Raw genomic sequence first — 17,055 nt, 5'->3', positions numbered from 1 at the left:
CAAAGCGCAAACCGATGAGCAAGACGACGCGCTTCGAAGTTTTTAAGCGCGATGGTTTCACATGCCAGTACTGCGGCGCTCACCCGCCGGAAGTAAAGCTCGAGGTCGATCATATCGTTGCGCTCGCCGAGGGTGGCGCCGAGGAATTCGATAATTACATCACCGCCTGCTTTCCGTGCAATCGCGGTAAGGGCGCGCGCTCGCTGGATGCCATTCCTCAGTCGTTGGCCGATAAGGCGGTGGAGATTGCGGAGCGCGAAGAGCAGTTGCGTGGCTATCACGCCGTCATCCAAGCCAAGCGCAGCCGGATCGAGGCCGAGATCGAGCGCGTCAATGAAGTGTACGAGCGGTTCGTGCCTGGCTACGAACTTTCCGAGTCTTCACGCATCAGCGTGCGGAATTTTATCGAGAAACTGGATGTATTCGAAGTGATAGAGGCGATGGAAATTGCGGGTAATCGGTGGATTCATAGCAATTCGAAGGTGTTCCGCTATTTCTGCGGCATCTGTTGGAACCGGATCAGGGAGCAGGTATGAGGCGCCCTTCCTTTCAGTTCTATCCGGGCGACTGGACTTCGAACAGCAACCTGCGCCGGTGCACGCACGCCGAGAAGGGCCTGTGGGTCGATGTCATGTGTTTGATGCACGACCAGGAGGAGTACGGGATTCTCCGCTGGCCGTTGAAGGAAATCGCGCAAGCAGTAAATAGCACCGTGGCATCGCTGCGGTCGCTGGTGGATAAGGGAATCCTGAAGGGTGCCGACAAAGACGATCCGGTCAAGGCGTTCGTCTATGTGCCGCGATCAGGTCGAAAGGACGGAGAACCCGTAACTTTGGTGTGTCAGCAGCTTGGCCCAATTTGGTACTCCTCACGGATGGTAAAGGATGAATATGTGCGGCAAAACGCCGGTGCCGCGACCCGTTTTGGTGTGGATGGAAAGGGGGATCAGCCCAAGACCGCACCGCGCCGCACCAAAGACGGTTCCGAGCGCGCAAAGCTGCGTGCCAAGGTCCTGGCGAAGACATCCGGCGCTTGTCATCACTGCGGCGAAGTGTTGGGCGATGTTTGGGAAATCGATCACTTGCATCCTAGAGCGAAGGGTGGTCGCCATACGTTCGACAACATGGTCCCGTCTTGTGTCGATTGCAATCAAGACAAATCGGACACCCTGCCGGACGATTGGACATCACCTAAGTCTTCACCAACCCGTCGGGATGGTGAACGGAAAGGTGATTCACCAAGCAATCGGCAAGGTGAGTACCAAGGTGACGGCTCTTCTACTGCTTCTCCTTCTTCACCTTCGGGTATTAAAACCACCCAGCCAGAGGAAGACTCTACTAACCCCTTTGATAAGCCATAGGGAGAGATCGTGAATTTCGCCGACACCGAATTTGCCGCCGCCGTTTCGGAAACCCCTCCCCTTGGCTCGGGGCCTTTGGTTGCTGAACTCGACTTGCGTCCGTACCAGGCCGCTGCGATTCAAGCCCTTCGCACTGGCTTGGGTGAGGGTTATCTTCGCCAGATGCTTTACGGTCCGACCGGTTGCGGCAAAACCGCGTTGTCCGTTGGCCTGGTCAAAGGTGCGCGCCTCAAGGGCAAGCGCGTTGCATTCCTCGCGAACCGGATTCAGCTCGTCGAACAGGCCTCGAAGACGTTCCGCAAGTACGGCATCGATCACGGAATCATCCAAGGCCAGAACAGCCGCCGCGAGTATGAGCACGTGCTGGTTTGCTCGATCCAGACCGTCGCCAAGCGCGGAATCCCGGACGTCGATTTCATCATCATCGACGAAGCGCACGGCGTGGCGGGCTCGAAAGACTACCGCGGCATCATCGAAACATTCGCAGGGAAGCCCGTAATCGGCCTCTCAGCGTCTCCGTTCGCTAAGGGGCTGGGCAAGGTGTACGACAAGCTCGGCGGCCCGCTGTTCGAGCGCATGGTGGTTGCATCGAGCATCCGCGAACTGATCGATGAGGGGTTCCTGGTCGACTGCGACATCTATGCCCCGTCTGAGCCGGACATGACCGGATTCAAGCAGGTTCGGAACAAGTTCGGCGAGATGGATTTTTCGGACATGGATGTTGGCAATGCGACCGACAAGCCGGAATTGATCGGCGATATCGTTTCGCACTGGATGCGCCTGGCGAAAGGTACGCCTACGGTTGTGTTCGCTTCGAACATCGCACACAGCAAACACATCGTTGAGCAGTTTCTGGCGGCCGGCGTGAAGGCTGAACACATCGATTGCTACGACGACACCGACAGCCGGCGTGAAGCCCTCAAGCGCTTCGAAAACGGTCAGACGACGATCATCAGCAATGCATCGCTGCTCGCCGAGGGCTGGGATGCGCCCTTCTGCCAAACCCTGATTCTCGCCCGTCCGACAAAGAGCCTGATTCGCTACGTGCAGATGGCGGGCCGCGTCCTGCGTCCGTCCGAAGGCAAGACGCGCGCCCTGATTCTCGACCATTCCGGCACCGTTCAACACCTGGGCTTTCCGACCGACGATCTGCCGCTCGATCTGGACGATGGCAAGCCGAAGAAGCAATCGGCATCCAAACCGAAAGAGGCAAAGTTGCCGAGCGCGTGTGCCAAGTGCAAGTTCATGAAGGTTTCGCACAAGTGCCCGCAATGCGGCTTCGCACCGGAAAAACAGAACACGGTTCATGCGGCTGACGGCGAGCTCGTCAAGCAGGAGCGTGGCGCGAAGAAGGTCAAGGCGACGCGAGCCGAGAAGCAGCAGTTTTTCTCTGAACTGCTTGGGTATCAGGCGATGAAAGGCTGGTCTGATGGGCGCGTGGCGCACTGCTTCAGGGAACGTCACGGCGTCTGGCCGAACGCGATGAAGAAAGTTGCTTGTGAGCCGTCCATCGAGACGAAAAAGTATATCCAGTCGCGAAACATCGCTTACGCCAAGGGGAAACAGAATGCAGCGTGAGCGCATCGGTGATCTCTGCGTAGACCGCTGGGAGTCGATCCTGACATCCCTAGGCGTGGCCTCCGAATTCCTTTCGAAGAAACATGGCCCCTGTCCCATGTGCAAAGGAACCGACCGATACCGCTTCGATAACAAGGATGGCCGCGGGTCGTGGTTCTGTTCGAAATGTGGAGCAGGGGATGGATTTTCGCTCCTGCGCAAGTTGAATGGCTGGTCGTTCGCCGAGGCGGCACGAGAAGTTGAGCGCGTGTTGGGAATCTCGAAACAGGACGCCCCGCGCCAGGAATTCACCGACGAGCAAAAGCAGCAGGCATTGCGCCGTGTCTATTCGCAATCGCGCGCCGTGGTGCATGGCGATCTCGTCTGGACGTATCTGAACGGTCGCACCGGCATCGTCGACATACCCAACACGATCCGCATGCACCCATCCCTACGCTATGACGCAGGCCAGGCATACCCGGCGATGCTGGCCCTCGTGACGATGCCCGATGGCAAGCCGTCGACCATGCACCGTACATGGCTGGATGGGAATGGCGGCAAGGCACCGGTCGACGAACCGAAAAAGGTAATGGCCGGAACGATCAAGACCGGCGCTATCCGCCTCGCGCCGATGGCGGAATGCCTTGGTCTAGCCGAAGGAATCGAAACCGCCCTGCGCGCCTCCGTGCTATTCGCGATGCCGGTGTGGGCTGCGATCTCCGCTGGCGGTATGCGCGACTGGGAAGCGCCCGAAGGTCTACGGCACTTGATTGTGTTCGGCGATAACGATGAGAACTTTACTGGCCAGACGGCAGCGTACTCGCTGGCTAACCGCCTATCGCTGAAGGGCATCAAGACCGAGGTTCGCATTCCCGCCAAAACCGGAACGGACTGGTGCGATGAATGATCGCCGACCCCACCCGCCTCCGCGAAGTAATCGAAGAAATCGCCAGGTGGTCGCTACAGGCAAGACGATCATACATCGGCGAGATTCAAAAAGCATTTGGCGAAGCAGCAGCGGAACAGATCAAACAGGGCCTTGCGGCTCTTTGGAGTGAGAGATGAGCAAACCCAAAACCAAAATCTACGAGATCGTCGCGCTGATCCGCGAGCACGGTCCTGTATCGCCTAACCGTCTGACGGAGTTGACTGGTGACTTCCGGCAATCGGTGGACAAATACATCCGGCAGGCCCACGACATGGGCCTAATTCATATCGCTGATTTCGGCCCGAGCCCCCTTGGTGGAAACCGGACAGTGAAATTGTATGCGTACGGAAAAGGCATTGATGCAAAACGCGTCTATGCAATTGATCGCGCACGTCAGAAAACTATCGAGAAGATCCGGGCAAAGCGTACGGCTCTGAATCGCCCTCATCGCGATACATATGTCGAGGCACTTTTCGGGGCTGTCGCATGAACCCCCTCTCCCATCAGGCAATGGATGTAATTGAAGCGGAGGGGGTGTGAATGGCGGCCTACTACAACGAAATCAATGGTTACGCGGCAGAGCACCTCAGAAATTTAATCAAGTCTGGACAAATAGCACAGGGTGAAGTGGATGAACGAGACATCAGAGATGTACACCCAGATGACGTCAGAGGGTTCACGCAATGCCACTGGTTTGCCGGGATCGGTGGATGGTCCCACGCTCTCCGATTGGCTGGTTGGCCTGACGACCGACCTGTTTGGACGGGAAGTTGCCCTTGCCAACCTTTCTCCCAGGCAGGCGCAGGCGCTGGGTTTGCTGACGAGCGGCACCTCTGGCCCTTCTGGGACTGGCTCATCACGCAGCGTCGCCCTTCAATCATCTTTGGCGAGCAGGTTGCAAGCAAGGACGTCGAACCTTGGATCGACCTTGTTTTCACTGACCTGGAAGCCGCTGGTTACGCCTGCGGGACGAATCCTTTCCCGTCTGCGAGCATCGGTGCGCCGCACATCAGAGACCGCGCTTACTTCGTGGCCGACGCCGACTACGCGCGATCACAAGGACGGAAGCGAGTGCGCGAACGTGCCGCTAAACGCTCTACTCGGCCGGGTGGCGTGGCTGGCATCGTGGCCCACGACCACGACCACGGACGCGTTGCGTCATCCGGCGGCCAATTTCTCGACGTCGAACATCACGCTCAACCACGCAGCGATTCTCGCGACGTGGCCCACGCCAACATCAGCACTCGCCGACAAGGGCGTCCGATCGACGGAAGGCGGCATTCGCGAGGCGATGCGGTCGCACGGCCCGGATCTGGCGGCGATGGCGTGCTTAGCGAGCTGGCCGACACCAACGGCAGCAGACGACAACAATTCGAGGGTATCTCAGAACACTCACGAATACAGCTTGCGGCGGATGAATCGTCAGAATGCATCGGTCAATTTGGCGACGAGTGCGCAAGCTTTGAGCATATTGAACCAGCCGGCCCGACTAACGGCTTCTGGCGAGCTGCTGACTGGCTTCTCTGCCGGGACGAAAAGTGGCGGCCAGTTGAACCCGGAACATTCCCGCTGGTTGATGGGCTACCCGCAGGAATGGGCAAGCTCAGCGCCGAACAGCGCCGACTGGCTGACCTGGCAGGCCTTGATGCTGCAAGCCTCAAACGAGCAAAGGCCTATCGAGTCGGGAGTCTGCGCGGATATGGAAACGCAATAAATCCTCATCAGGCAGCCGAATTCATTTGCTCTGCCGATGAGGCGTTAAAGGACGCCGCCTAAATGTCCCTAACCCATCGCGAAAAGTGCAACCTCATCGAGTTATTCGGCCCGCATTGCAGCCTCAAACAGTTTGACGAGCTTGCCGAGATTATCGGGAAGCGGGCAGTAGCGGAACGGGCTTTGGAAGTAATGGCGGAAAACGCTGCGGAGTTGGGGCTGGATTACGCGGTTGAAATGAGAATTATCGGGGAGGAAAAGTGATGCAGCCCAAATATATCGGACCCGTCTGCAAGGGATCGTATTCACTTGGTTCCGCTTGCGGTAATTGCGAGCGGTGCGTGTGGGAACGCGATAACCATCCGGAGCGCGTACAGGCTGGCATTACAAGTCGCCAAGAAGCTCAGGCGTCTGCGCGTCGCGCGGCCCTGAACAAAATCCTGACGTCGCTCGAATGCACTGCCATGTGGCTCGAAGGTGGGTGCAGCCCGATCCATGCAGCTGAAGAAATTCGGCTGAACATCGCGAGCGTGAAAAAGCTGAGGGACGAATCGTGACCGTTTCCGAACTCATCGAAGAACTCCAGAAGTTCCCCGGCCATCACCGGGTGTTTATCGAATTCCCGGATTTCGGCGAGCCCAACTCATGCGGCTTTGCTTCCAGCATCGCAAGCGTCGCGGATCTTTCGGCCCAAGGCGATTGCTGTGTCGTGATTGATGCAACGGGAGGCGTGCGGTGAGCAAAGTCATTCTCCACATCGACGATCGCGGCAAGTTGACTGGCATCGACGAAAAGAACGAGCGCGCTTACGGGCGATTCCGCGCGAAGTTGGAAAAACTTCGTCCCGGCGACACGCTGTCATTCGACTTCAGGATTCCCCGCAGCCCGAAATTCCACCGTCTGCACTTCGCCATGATGGGCGCATTCTTCGCCACGCAGGAAGTATTTGACGACCGCGAGCGCATGCGCAAGTGGATCGAGGTCGGCGCTGGTCACGTGGAATTCATGCCGGGTCCGGATGGCTCGCTGGTAGCCCTACCGAAGTCAATCGCATACGAGGCTTTGGATGACGTCGAGTTTCACGATATCCATGAGGGCGTGAAGGCGTTCATCCGGTCGCCGCAGGCTTATCGATATCTGTGGCCGCATCTGAATGATGAAGGTCGGGAACAGATGGTTGAGGCTGTTCTGGTGGAGTTCGAGCAATGATCCGCGCCTCAATCAAGCCCCGCAAGTGCAGGCAATGTGGCTGCGTTTATACGCCCATGAGCAGCATGGCCAAGGTGTGCAGCGTTCCGTGCGCAATCGCGCTCACAGCGAAAGAAAAAGCGGCGAAGCAAGCAAGGGCAGCGAAGGTCGAGCGCAAATCTCTCCGCGAGGCACTGGAGAAAGCGAAGACGCGAGGCGCGCATCTGAAGGAGTTGCAGGCGGCGTTCAATCAGTGGATCAGGCTCAGGGATGCAGCGCTGCCGTGTATTTCGTGCGGGCGGCCGGCGTCGTGGAAAGGGCAATGGGACGCGGGGCATTACCTGTCTCGCGGTTCGAGCCCGGCTATCCGGTTTGACCCGGCCAACGTCCATAAGCAGTGTCTACCGTGCAACCGTCATCAATCCGGCTTTTTGGTGGCATATCGGGTGAACTTGGTGAAGAAGATCGGTCTCGCAGAAGTCGAGCGCCTTGAGGGTCCGCACGAACCTCTGAAGCTCACCATCCCCGAAATCGTTGAGTTGAAGGCGCATTACCGAGCGAAGGTGCGGGAGATGAAGAAGGAAGTAGCCAATCAACTGGAGTGTGTGGAATGAAGATCAAGGGAATCGAAGTTCCAGAGAAAGCGATTTTCGCTGCTGAGTGCCGCATGGAACAAGCGGAATTCGACGCGCAGGCGATTCGCGCTGCTCTCATGGACCCAATCATGCAAGCCAACGTAGCCGCGCGCCGCGAAAGCTATGACATTGTGGATTTTGCGGCCACGCGCCTGATTACGCTGTGGGCCAAGCAAGGGCGCATTAAGAAGGTTGCCGGCACTCGTCGATGGAAGGCAGCATGACCAAACCCCAGCGCTACGGCGTTTCATCGATGCCCTGCGAAAGCGGACTCTACGTCCTGCATAAGGACTATCTAGCCCTTGAGGCGGAAGTGCAGGGGTTGCGGGAGGATGCAGGCCGATATCAATGGCTCCGACAGCAACCGAACGATACGACTGCACCGCGTATCGATGTTGTGCAATGGCAGGAGCTGGACGAGTCTGCCAACGAAGGGCACGGGCTGCGCCTGGAAGAACTCGATGCAACGATCGATGCCGCCCGAGCCAAGGATCAATCATGAATTATTTCCCGCCCAGCCCTATCCCGGAATGGCCCGCCAAACAGCCAGACGAAATTCGGATAATCACGAAACACGTCACCACCGAAGACGGCTCTGTCGAGATCGTCTTTATTCCAGCGACGTGCCTGTCCTGTGGCGCGCATGCATGGACTCGCGATTCCCTCCCCTGTGGTCACTGACATGGCAAACGTCCTTCTATTACTCGCCGGCTACCTTCTGGGTATTGGATCGGTTGTGATCTTTGGCGCGCTGATGGTACTGCACCGCCCAAAGTATGAAGCCCCTACCTTGCACCGCCGACGATATCGGGATCGGCCTGTTCCGGAAGTGAAGGTGGAAGTGCAGACGCCAGAAGAGCGACCGATTTATATGTATGGAATCACTGGATTGGAAGAGGAATAACGTAGCGAATTCAATAATTTGCAGCGATAAGTAGTACTGAATTCGTAGTATAATTTTGCGTGTTGGATAATCTGAGCCGGGGTGAGAGCATGACAGATCAGGAACTCGGAGCGTATTGCCACGAATGGGCATACTGGGCGCGAACTCGACGCTATCTGGCCCCTCCCGTCCCGCCAAGCATCATGGCAAAGCTGCAAGTCGCGGATCGCAGCGATTGGGAGCCTGATGGTCCGATGGATTCAGACATATCATTCTTCAATATGTCGCTTCAGAAAGTCGCTGAAGATGATCCGGAAGGCGGAATGTGCTTTGCCCTCTTCTATTTTCATCACGCACGGAATATCAAGGCTCTCGCCTATGACATGGGAATCGGGCGCCGTACGTTCTACGATCGGATGCACCGTTTTGCTCGACTCGCGCTGAAGTGGACGCCGACGATCAAAAAAGTGCATCTGGCCGCAGTATCGAAAGTAGAGGACATGGCAATGGCAGATTAGTGTGCGGATTTTCCCGCACATCTTAATTCCGCACACTTTATGTTTCTTCTGCTATCCTTTTTGCTAAGGTGGCTTAGGCTGCCAAAGCCTCAATCGGTTAGCACCGGTCGAGGCTTTTTTGCTTTCTGGATTCCGCCATGCCCCTCAAAATCGTAATCGCCATTGCAGTCTGCCTGGTGATTATCGGCATCGCTGCGCTTCGCGATATCTCGGGGCAAGACTGATGGATGACTTGAGCGAGCGCGAGCAGGCGATTTTGTTCGAGTGGACCCGGAGCGTTCTCGACGCAGCGGTCTATGCCGGCCTGATCGTTCCGCCATGGCGGCCGACAGAACACGCTTACTCCCTGCTTCACGGCTATTTTGGCCTCGGATTCACGCCAGAAGAAGGCGCTGAAGCCCTTTTTGCACGGCGGCATTGATGGAATCCGAAGCACAGACAATCCTCGAAAGCCTTGAGGGAGATATTGACCGGATGCGGATCGATGAAGCGCTGAAGGCTTCGATGCTGGCTAGACTGGATCGATTGCTGGTGATCGTCGGAGAGAAGCATGCGTGAAGGCTGGGACGGCTGATGAAATGCTACGCGCTGATGTGCAAGGTTTTGCAGTCCCCCGGCGACCATGAAGACGAATGCTGGATCGAGCGCGTGTATGAAGACGAATCAGCCGCTCACCATGCATTTTCAGTGATGAATGAAAAGAAAGAGATTTTTTGCTGGATCGAGGAATGCGAGATTGAGCTTCGGTCCGGGAAATGACCCCCTCCCGCCGCCAGCGTAGGTCGGCTACGCAGTATCACACGGGCGACGGGACCCTTTCCCTCCGGCCTGCGGTCGCGGGCTGCATCCGCTTCTGGCGCAACGCCAGTGCTCGCGGGTAAGCCGCCAATATACCGGTTGCCTCACGAAACGAGGCTCCTCACGCATGGTAGATGGGAATGGCCCATGCCTCAGTTGTTAGAGGCTCAAGCCCCAATTCTAACGAGGCTAAACATCTGCCAGCCGTGAGGGTGAAACGAAAAGGCCGCGCAGTGCGATTGCACCCTGCGGGTTCGCGGGCCGCACGCGGTAACTCTCTTAAACATGCGGTCTTAGCTCAATTGGCAGAGTCGGTGCCTTCCAAGCACTCGGTTGTCGGTTCGAATCCGACAGATCGCTCCAGCGTCTCCTCTCAGACCCTTCGGTCGAGATTCGCCCAAGGCATCGGGCACTTTGTATTGCAGATTGCACGATTGAAAGGGAATTCCTCCAATCGACAACGAGCCAAGAGCAACAGATGCCTCGCAAGAAGCCAGAAATCATCAGGAACCTTGCGCCGCTTCGCCCAATGCCGCCTGATCTGCTCTTCGACGAGAGCAACTGGACCAAGCATTTCGTGCCGGCCGATGGCCTCGCCGAGTGGGTAGCCAAGACCCTGATGGACGAATCCTCACCGCTCTATAACGAGGATCACAAACATCTCCACTACGCCGACATCGAATACCTGTGGGCAGCCGTCGAGAACAAACGCCAGATGCGCCGCGTAGTCGGCCAGTGCGAAGAAGTCACCTTTCGTTGTGGAGCATGGCAGAAAGGCCGGCAGGAACAGCAGATGAAGGAATGGTTCGGGAGAGTCCCCGCCTACCTCATTACGCTGGATGCCCATTACGCGCGGGAATGCTCGGACATCGAATTCTGCGCGCTCGTTGAACATGAACTCTTTCATATCGCACAAGAGCGGGATGCGTTCGACGCTCCTGCTTTCACCCGCGACGGTCTTCCGAAGATCGGCATCCAAGGCCACGATTGCGAAGAGTTTGTTGGCATCGTCCGCAGGTATGGAGTCGGTGCTGCGGCGGGCAAGACAGCCGCTCTGGTTGAGGCTGCAAAGCGTGCTCCCGAAGTCGGACAGGTCGATATTGCGCGGATGTGCGGGACTTGCTTATTGAAAGCCGCCTAGCATTGAAGGTGCATTGAAGGAAACACTGAAATGGCAGCGCTGGCCGAAAACGTCAAACTGCGCATCGTGCAGGCTTTGGCGTGCTTCGATACGCCCTCGCAGGTAGCCAAAGATATCAAGGCCGAGTTTGGGCTTGTCGTTTCGCCCCAGCAATGCGAACTCTATGACCCGAACAAGCGCGCCGGCCAGAAGCTGAGCGAGCGCTATCGCCAGATATTCATAGAGACGCGCAAGACGTTCCTGGAAGACACGAGCCTGATTGGTGTGTCACACCGCGCCGTCAGGCTGCGCACGTTGCAGCGCCTGATAGACAGGGCCGAGACGCAGGGCAATATCAACATGGTCGCCCAGTTGCTCGAGCAGGTCGCCAAGGAAACGGGCGACGCCTACACCAACAGACACAAGCTGGAGCACACCGGCAAAGACGGCGGTCCGATCAAGACGCAACCCGTTCCGGTCGATCTGAGTGATTTGACCGATGAAGAACTTGCCGTCCTCGAACGCCTCGCTGCCAAGTCTGACGCAGATCAAGGCTGAGAAGCTTAGGCGGCTCCGCATCAAGCTGGAGGCCGATCACCTTGAGTTCACGAAGCACTTCTTCAGGATCCGCCAGGGCATAGATTTCCGGGTCAACTGGCACCACGTCTATATCGCGGACACGCTTGAGAAGGTGATTCGCGGCGAGATCAAGAACGTCGTGTTCAACGTTTCGCCGGGTTCGTCCAAGACTGAAGAGGTGGTGATCAATCTGATCGCCCGCGGACTGGCTCTGAATGCCCGCGCCCGCTTCCTGCATATCTCATATTCGGACGACCTTGCGGTACTGAATTCCGAGACAGCGCGCGAGGTTGTGCGCTCCGAGGAGTACCAGGCGCTCTGGCCACGCAAGATCGCAACCGATGCGGATTCAAAGAAGCGCTGGAACGTCGAGGACAGCGGAAAGAAGGCCGGCGGGGTCTATGCCACATCGCTGGGCGGGCAGATCACAGGCTTTCGCGCCGGTCACATGGCTGAGGGCTGGATGGGCGCCATCCTGATCGATGACCCACTAAAAGTAGAAGACGCCTACAGCAAGACCAATCGCGACAAGGCGAACCGAAAACTCATCTCAACGGTCAAGAGCCGGCGGGCCAATCCGGACACGCCGATTGTCCTGATCATGCAACGCCTGGCCGAGGAAGATCCAACTGGCTTCATCAAGTCGGGGGGTGTTCCCGGCGAATGGACATTCATCGAGATTCCCGCGCTCATCACGGATGAGTACGTTGCCAATCTACCCGAGCATATCCAGCCGCTCGTGGACAGTTCCGAGCGCGACTCTGATGGACGGTTCAGCTACTGGCCGTATAAGGAGCCGTTGCAGGATTTGCTGGCCTCTGAAAAGGCCGACCGCTATGTCTTCAGCGGTCAGTACATGCAGCGCCCTACTCCCTTGGGCGGCGGGATTATCCAGTCGGGCAAGTTCGTTCGCTACAGCGCGTCGCCTCAACTGAAGTTCCGCAAGATCTACGCTGATACGGCGCAAAAGACCGCCGAGCGCAACGATTACAGCGTCTTCGAATGCTGGGGTTATGGCATAGACAACCGCGTCTATCTGCTGGACCTGATCCGCGGCAAGTGGGAAGCGCCCGAACTAAAACGCCGCGCCATCGACTTCTGGAATAAACACAAGGCGATTGGTTCGGGAAACCCGGATGCGCCGACCTTGCGCCAGATGCTGGTCGAGGACAAGGCCAGCGGGACAGGTCTTATTCAGGAAATCAAGGCTGACGGCGGAATCCCGGTTCAGGGCATTGAGCGCACGAAAGACAAGCTCACGCGCGTCATGGATATCGTGAGCCAGATCGATGTGGGAAATGTTTGCGTGCCGGTCGAAGCGCCATGGGTTAGCGACTTCATGACCGAGTGCGACTCTTTCACTGCCGACGATACTCACGCGCACGACGATCAGATTGACCCGATGGTTGACGCCATTACCGACATGCTGGGAGGCACGAAGCCCCTTGTCATCAGTCAGGACGCCCTAAAACTCTTCGCTCGCATGGGCGCCACACGATGAACCGCAAAAACCGCAAACAGGCCCAGATGGCAGCGCGCCGAATTGCGCCCATCGAGCCGGCGAAGTCTGCGGCAGTGAGGGTGACGACTGATGCAGTGCTGATGATGCGCAACAAGCCCGCGACCCGAACGGTAAAGAAGGACATTTTCAGGCCCTATGAGCCGATCAAGGGCGTATTGCCTGAAGGCGTCAAGGGCTCTAAACTCGCGATGGATGCGGGTTTCAGCGAGAATGCTGCCATCAATCTCGGGTTGCTGGACAACATCAACTCGGCGTTTGGTGAGGGCTACGCCTTCCCCGGGTTCACGGTACTTGCCAATTGGGCTCAGATTCCGGAGTTCCGCAAGCCCGCCGAGGTCTACGCGCGGGAAATGACCCGCAAATGGATTCGAATCAAGGCGGCGGGCGAGGAAGACAAGTCGGTTGAAATCCGGAAGATCGAAGCCGAATTCAAGCGCCTGAATGTCCAGGCGAAGTTCCGTGAGGCGATCGAGCAAGACGGTTTCTTCGGCCGTTCGCAGATATTTCTCGATGTTGGAATGGAGTCGGACCAACTCGATCCTAATGAACTGAAAACCGATCTGGTTGAATCATCGGCAAAGATCGGGATCGGAGCGCTCAAACGTCTCACGGTCATAGAGCCGATCTGGTCATACCCAAACCGGTACAACGCCAACGACCCGCTTGACCCGACGTTCTACAAGCCGACGAGCTGGTTCGTCATGGGCAAGGAGATTCACTCCAGCCGCTTGCTGACGATCATCTCGCGGGAAGTGCCTGACATCCTGAAGCCGGCTTATGCGTTCGCCGGTCTCTCGTTGTCGCAGATGGTAAAGCCGTATGTGGACAACTGGCTGCGCACGCGCCAGTCGGTCTCCGATCTGATCCACGCCTTCACGGTCTGGACGCTCAAGACGGACATGAGCCAGATCACGAATGCTGGTGGGCTAGTTGATTTCTACAATCGCCTCCAGATGTTCAATCTGGGGCGCGATAATCACGGCGTCAATGCGATCAACAGGGACACGGAGGAGTTCGAGAACATCTCCGCGCCCCTGGGTAGCCTGGACAAGTTGCAGGCGCAGTCACAGGAGCAGCAATGCGCGCCGACAGGGTTGCCGCTGGTCTACTTGACTGGCATCACGCCGAGTGGGCTGAACGCTACGTCTGAAGGCGAGATTGAAGTGTTCCAGGACACCATTTCCGCCAATCAGCAGATTTATACGCCCGCTCTCTCGAAGATTCTGAATGTCGTCCAGCTCTCGCTGTTTGGAGAAATTGATCCTGATATATCGTTCGAATGGGAACCGATGCGCACGATGGATGAAGAAAAGCGCGCGAACATTCGTAAGATCGAGGCTGATACGGATGCTGTGCTGATCGGTGCAGGCGTCGTGGCACCAGAGGAAAGCCGGAACCGCGTGGCGGGTGAAGTCGATTCGTCCTATGCTGGACTCGACATAAGCATGATGCCGGAGCCGCCCGAGCCTGAGATTGGCCCGGAGGTTCATGCCGAGAAGTTGACCGGCCATGAGCATCCGGAGGATGAAGGAGAAACGGTTTAGCCGTACCGGATCGCCCGAATCCGCCTGACCATTTCGGTTAGCTCAAGCTCCATCGCATCGAATCGCGGCTTGCCGGCACTGTCCGTCAGGCCGCTTTTTAGCTTGAACATGTCCAGCTCGGTATCCAGCAGATCGGACAGGTTAAAGCGCGCCGAGTATTCATCGTTCTCGCCAACGTAGACGACCACACGCTGCGGCTCTTCATGGTCGTAACCGACGTAATCGACTTCGATTCCTTCCTTCATTCTGGCTCCCGATGGTAAAGCTCGTTTCTCCGACTGGCAAGGATGTTGTCCTGCGGCCGGTGCGGGCAAACGCTGGTATTGAGGCGTCGTATAACCGCGCGCTACAGAAATGGGTGGACGCGCTTCACAAGTCACTCAGCTTCTGGATCACCGCTCAATACCGGGCAAACCCACCGCCTAGCCTAGCACAGGATGCGGGCTTCGAATCTTTCCGGGACGGCAGCCCCGCCAATGCCATGCGACGCGCAATTCACCGCATGTCGCGGCGCTGGCTGAAGGCATTCGACAAAGGGGCTGACGAACTGGCGGAGTATTTCGTCGACAAAGCTGCTGGCGCGACCGATGTGCAACTCAAGGACGTTCTGGCCAAAGCGGGCTTTACGGTCAAATTCAAGGCGACGGCGGAAGTAAATAACGCTATGCAGGCCGCCGTTGGCGAGAACGTCGGGCTCATCAAGAGCATCGCGCAGCAGCATCTGAGCGACGTCGAAGGTCTGGTTATGCAGTCGATGACCCAAGGCCGCAACCTCGGGGATCTGACCGAAGAACTGACCAAGCGCTACGGCGTCACGAAACGCCGGGCTGCCTTTATTGCACGCGACCAGGCCAACAAGATGACCGCAGTAATCAATCGCACGCGTCAGGCCGAACTGGGCATCACCGAAGCCCGCTGGCGTCACTCTCATGGCGGTAAGCATCCCCGTCAGTCTCATGTCGCAGCCAGCCAGGCTGACGGCGGCAAAGGAAAACTATACGACGTCGCCAAGGGTTGCTTGATAGACGGTGACTTGATATGGCCGGGCGAACTTCCGAACTGCCGATGTACGGCGCAAAGTGTAATTAAGGGTCTCGAATAATGGCAACCGCTCCAATCGCATCATTCGCGCCGACAGCGGCTGTCGAGATTGCAGTCACGAGCACTTCTGGGCGCGCCGTCATTCCGACCACGGGAACGCCCACCATTGCGCTCGTGACCAATCTCGGACCGTCGCCCGTCTTCGTCGCGCTCGGGAGCAGCAGCGTCACGGTAGCGATCGGCGGCGGCGTGGTCATTCTGCCCGGCGCGCAACTGGCGCTGACCATCGGCGCCAACACGAACATCGCAGCGATCACGCTTAGCGGGGTTGCGGGTCTGAATCTGGCGGTTGGGACTTGATATGCCTGCGGTATCCGAAAAGCAGAAGCGAGCGATGTTCGCCGCCGCCGAGGGGAAAAGCAATCTCGGCATCCCGAAGAAGGTCGGCAAAGAGTTCGTAGCGAGCGATTCGAAGATCAAAGGCGCCGGGATTATGCTGGTCACGCCCGATGATGAGGTGCTATTCCTGCTGCGCGCGCCAGATGCTAATCATCCGAATACCTGGGACTTGCCCGGTGGCCGCGCTGATGACGATGAAACGCCCGAAGAAACAGCGAAGCGGGAATGCGCGGAAGAAATTGGTGCCTATCCCTACGGCGAACTGTCGGAAATCGCCAGCACTTCGAGCAAAGACGATAGCGGCTCCGAGGTCGATTTCGTGACCTACCGGCAATTCATTCGATACAAATTCAAGCCGAAGATCGACAAGTCCGAGCACACGCAATACAAATGGGCATCGCTCGACAACCCGCCGGAACCTCTTCACCCTGGCGTGCGCGAAGTAGTGGATATGGCGCTGGGGAAGTCGACCGATGACAAGCCGGCAATGGATGGCGCAATACCCACCGTCAATGGCATGGCGTTCGATCGATATCCTATCGACATGTTTGGAGAATAGAATCACATTGTGGAGCTAGGCCGGCCAGCCGAAAAGAGGGATGACTACCCTCCTGCTCCACCCTCGAATAGTCAAACCTCTCGTCAAGGTTAGGCATGAAACTCTGCAGAACTTGCGGACAGGAGAAAGACCTTTCCGCCTTCAGTAAATGTGCGCGCACTTCGGATGGTTTGCAATTCAAATGCAAGGCTTGCCACTCTGAGTACAACCGGACAAACAAAGAGGCTCGCTCTAAACATGCGCGCGAGTACTACGCCACCAATAAAGAGCGCTACGCCGAAACGGACAAGGCATGGCGCGAAGCCAACCGCGAAAGGAAGGCAGTTGGGGCGATCCTCCGGTATCGGGCAAACAAAGAAAAGCTAGATGCGCAGAACGCCAAATGGAAGCGCGAGAACCCTACCGCAACTAGGGCCATTATGCGCAAATGGTCGCAAGCCAATAGGGCTACCATAAATGTCATAAAGGCCAAACGGTTGGCCGCCCACAAGAAGGCGACGCCCGGATGGGCAAACAAAGAAGCCATGCACGCGATTTACGCTGAATCGTTGCGTCTGACGCGCGAAACCGGCATCCAGCATCATGTCGATCACATAGTCCCGCTGGTCTCTAAGGTCGTTTGCGGCATGCATTGCGAATTCAATTTGCAAGTGCTGCCGGGGTTAGAGAATCAATCGAAATCGAATCGCTGGTGGCCCGATATGCCCTAGC

The 17,055-nt window shown here is 57.3% G+C and carries 26 protein-coding genes and 1 tRNA gene; 26 read left to right on the top strand and 1 reads right to left on the bottom strand.

Annotation, left to right across the window (positions count from 1 at the left end; genetic code table 11):
- The first annotated feature begins 14 nt into the window (after positions 1–14).
- The 22 genes from LPA37_RS03740 (at position 15) to LPA37_RS03635 (ending at position 14,345) form a co-directional block, all read left to right on the top strand.
- On the top strand, positions 15–536 hold the full coding sequence (locus tag LPA37_RS03740; protein WP_229011571.1) for an HNH endonuclease: 522 nt from the start codon (positions 15–17) through the stop codon (positions 534–536).
- Positions 533–1,360 (top strand): HNH endonuclease, encoded by an 828-nt coding sequence (locus LPA37_RS03735; RefSeq protein ID WP_229011569.1) that lies wholly within the window; start codon positions 533–535, stop codon positions 1,358–1,360. The genes LPA37_RS03740 and LPA37_RS03735 overlap by 4 nt, the downstream gene beginning before the upstream one ends.
- A gap of 9 nt (positions 1,361–1,369) precedes the next feature.
- Positions 1,370–2,938, top strand: coding sequence for a DEAD/DEAH box helicase (locus LPA37_RS03730; protein WP_229011567.1), 1,569 nt, complete (start codon positions 1,370–1,372; stop codon positions 2,936–2,938).
- On the top strand, positions 2,928–3,824 hold the full coding sequence (locus LPA37_RS03725) for a DUF7146 domain-containing protein (RefSeq protein WP_229011565.1): 897 nt from the start codon (positions 2,928–2,930) through the stop codon (positions 3,822–3,824). The genes LPA37_RS03730 and LPA37_RS03725 overlap by 11 nt, the downstream gene beginning before the upstream one ends.
- Complete coding sequence (locus LPA37_RS03720) at positions 3,821–3,982, top strand: DUF7696 family protein (protein WP_229011563.1); 162 nt, start codon at positions 3,821–3,823, stop codon at positions 3,980–3,982. The genes LPA37_RS03725 and LPA37_RS03720 overlap by 4 nt, the downstream gene beginning before the upstream one ends.
- Positions 3,979–4,335, top strand: coding sequence for a hypothetical protein (locus LPA37_RS03715; protein ID WP_229011561.1), 357 nt, complete (start codon positions 3,979–3,981; stop codon positions 4,333–4,335). Before LPA37_RS03720 ends, LPA37_RS03715 begins: the two co-directional genes overlap by 4 nt.
- Positions 4,336–4,385: 50 nt before the next feature.
- Complete coding sequence (locus LPA37_RS03710; RefSeq protein ID WP_229011560.1) at positions 4,386–5,621, top strand: DNA cytosine methyltransferase; 1,236 nt, start codon at positions 4,386–4,388, stop codon at positions 5,619–5,621.
- Complete coding sequence (locus tag LPA37_RS03705; protein WP_229011557.1) at positions 5,622–5,822, top strand: hypothetical protein; 201 nt, start codon at positions 5,622–5,624, stop codon at positions 5,820–5,822.
- A 289-nt stretch (positions 5,823–6,111) separates the two neighbouring features.
- Positions 6,112–6,297: a hypothetical protein gene (locus LPA37_RS03700; RefSeq protein ID WP_229011556.1), complete on the top strand. Its 186-nt coding sequence runs from the start codon at positions 6,112–6,114 to the stop codon at positions 6,295–6,297.
- Entirely contained in the window at positions 6,294–6,767 is a 474-nt protein-coding gene (locus LPA37_RS03695) for a DUF1367 family protein (RefSeq protein ID WP_229011553.1), read from the top strand. Before LPA37_RS03700 ends, LPA37_RS03695 begins: the two co-directional genes overlap by 4 nt.
- A complete protein-coding gene (locus LPA37_RS03690) occupies positions 6,764–7,360 on the top strand; it encodes a recombination protein NinG (protein ID WP_229011551.1) in 597 nt (198 codons plus the stop codon). The genes LPA37_RS03695 and LPA37_RS03690 overlap by 4 nt, the downstream gene beginning before the upstream one ends.
- The gene (locus LPA37_RS03685) at positions 7,357–7,605 is read left to right on the top strand and encodes a hypothetical protein (RefSeq protein ID WP_229011549.1); all 249 of its coding nucleotides are present in this window, start codon (positions 7,357–7,359) and stop codon (positions 7,603–7,605) included. The genes LPA37_RS03690 and LPA37_RS03685 overlap by 4 nt, the downstream gene beginning before the upstream one ends.
- Positions 7,602–7,883 carry a hypothetical protein gene (locus tag LPA37_RS03680; RefSeq protein WP_229011547.1) on the top strand — a complete coding sequence of 94 codons (282 nt, stop codon included), beginning with the start codon at positions 7,602–7,604 and terminating at the stop codon, positions 7,881–7,883. The genes LPA37_RS03685 and LPA37_RS03680 overlap by 4 nt, the downstream gene beginning before the upstream one ends.
- Positions 7,884–8,063: 180 nt before the next feature.
- Complete coding sequence (locus LPA37_RS03675) at positions 8,064–8,285, top strand: hypothetical protein (RefSeq protein ID WP_229011545.1); 222 nt, start codon at positions 8,064–8,066, stop codon at positions 8,283–8,285.
- A gap of 182 nt (positions 8,286–8,467) precedes the next feature.
- The gene (locus tag LPA37_RS03670; RefSeq protein ID WP_229011544.1) at positions 8,468–8,782 is read left to right on the top strand and encodes a hypothetical protein; all 315 of its coding nucleotides are present in this window, start codon (positions 8,468–8,470) and stop codon (positions 8,780–8,782) included.
- Between the two features lie 223 nt (positions 8,783–9,005).
- Positions 9,006–9,203, top strand: coding sequence for a hypothetical protein (locus LPA37_RS03665; RefSeq protein WP_229011542.1), 198 nt, complete (start codon positions 9,006–9,008; stop codon positions 9,201–9,203).
- Positions 9,203–9,340 (top strand): hypothetical protein, encoded by a 138-nt coding sequence (locus LPA37_RS03660; protein WP_229011540.1) that lies wholly within the window; start codon positions 9,203–9,205, stop codon positions 9,338–9,340. Before LPA37_RS03665 ends, LPA37_RS03660 begins: the two co-directional genes overlap by 1 nt.
- A 527-nt stretch (positions 9,341–9,867) precedes the next feature.
- Positions 9,868–9,943 (top strand) — tRNA-Gly (locus LPA37_RS03655).
- Between the two features lie 115 nt (positions 9,944–10,058).
- Positions 10,059–10,721, top strand: coding sequence for a putative metallopeptidase (locus LPA37_RS03650; protein ID WP_229011538.1), 663 nt, complete (start codon positions 10,059–10,061; stop codon positions 10,719–10,721).
- 30 nt (positions 10,722–10,751) lie between these two features.
- Complete coding sequence (locus LPA37_RS03645) at positions 10,752–11,258, top strand: DUF2280 domain-containing protein (protein ID WP_229011535.1); 507 nt, start codon at positions 10,752–10,754, stop codon at positions 11,256–11,258.
- The gene (terL, locus tag LPA37_RS03640; protein WP_229011533.1) at positions 11,200–12,780 is read left to right on the top strand and encodes a phage terminase large subunit; all 1,581 of its coding nucleotides are present in this window, start codon (positions 11,200–11,202) and stop codon (positions 12,778–12,780) included. Before LPA37_RS03645 ends, terL begins: the two co-directional genes overlap by 59 nt.
- Positions 12,777–14,345, top strand: a complete 1,569-nt coding sequence (locus LPA37_RS03635) for a DUF1073 domain-containing protein (RefSeq protein WP_229011532.1) — start codon at positions 12,777–12,779, stop codon at positions 14,343–14,345. The genes terL and LPA37_RS03635 overlap by 4 nt, the downstream gene beginning before the upstream one ends.
- Here LPA37_RS03635 and LPA37_RS03630 read toward each other — a convergent pair.
- Positions 14,342–14,590, bottom strand: coding sequence for a hypothetical protein (locus LPA37_RS03630; protein WP_229011530.1), 249 nt, complete (start codon positions 14,588–14,590; stop codon positions 14,342–14,344). The two genes, LPA37_RS03635 and LPA37_RS03630, sit on opposite strands and share 4 nt — an antisense overlap.
- 11 nt (positions 14,591–14,601) lie before the next feature.
- Here LPA37_RS03630 and LPA37_RS03625 point away from each other — a divergent pair, with 11 nt between their 5' ends.
- From LPA37_RS03625 to LPA37_RS03610, 4 genes are all read left to right on the top strand, one after another.
- Positions 14,602–15,447: a phage head morphogenesis protein gene (locus tag LPA37_RS03625; RefSeq protein ID WP_229011528.1), complete on the top strand. Its 846-nt coding sequence runs from the start codon at positions 14,602–14,604 to the stop codon at positions 15,445–15,447.
- Positions 15,447–15,746 carry a hypothetical protein gene (locus LPA37_RS03620; RefSeq protein WP_229011527.1) on the top strand — a complete coding sequence of 100 codons (300 nt, stop codon included), beginning with the start codon at positions 15,447–15,449 and terminating at the stop codon, positions 15,744–15,746. Before LPA37_RS03625 ends, LPA37_RS03620 begins: the two co-directional genes overlap by 1 nt.
- A gap of 34 nt (positions 15,747–15,780) precedes the next feature.
- Positions 15,781–16,344, top strand: a complete 564-nt coding sequence (locus LPA37_RS03615) for an NUDIX hydrolase (protein ID WP_229011526.1) — start codon at positions 15,781–15,783, stop codon at positions 16,342–16,344.
- Positions 16,345–16,439: 95 nt separating this feature from the next.
- Positions 16,440–17,054, top strand: coding sequence for a hypothetical protein (locus LPA37_RS03610; protein WP_229011524.1), 615 nt, complete (start codon positions 16,440–16,442; stop codon positions 17,052–17,054).
- Position 17,055: the final 1 nt, after the last annotated feature.

Source organism: Paraburkholderia gardini (assembly GCF_907164545.1).
Taxonomy (GTDB): domain Bacteria; phylum Pseudomonadota; class Gammaproteobacteria; order Burkholderiales; family Burkholderiaceae; genus Paraburkholderia; species Paraburkholderia gardini.
This window is presented reverse-complemented; position numbering and strand designations above follow the sequence as displayed.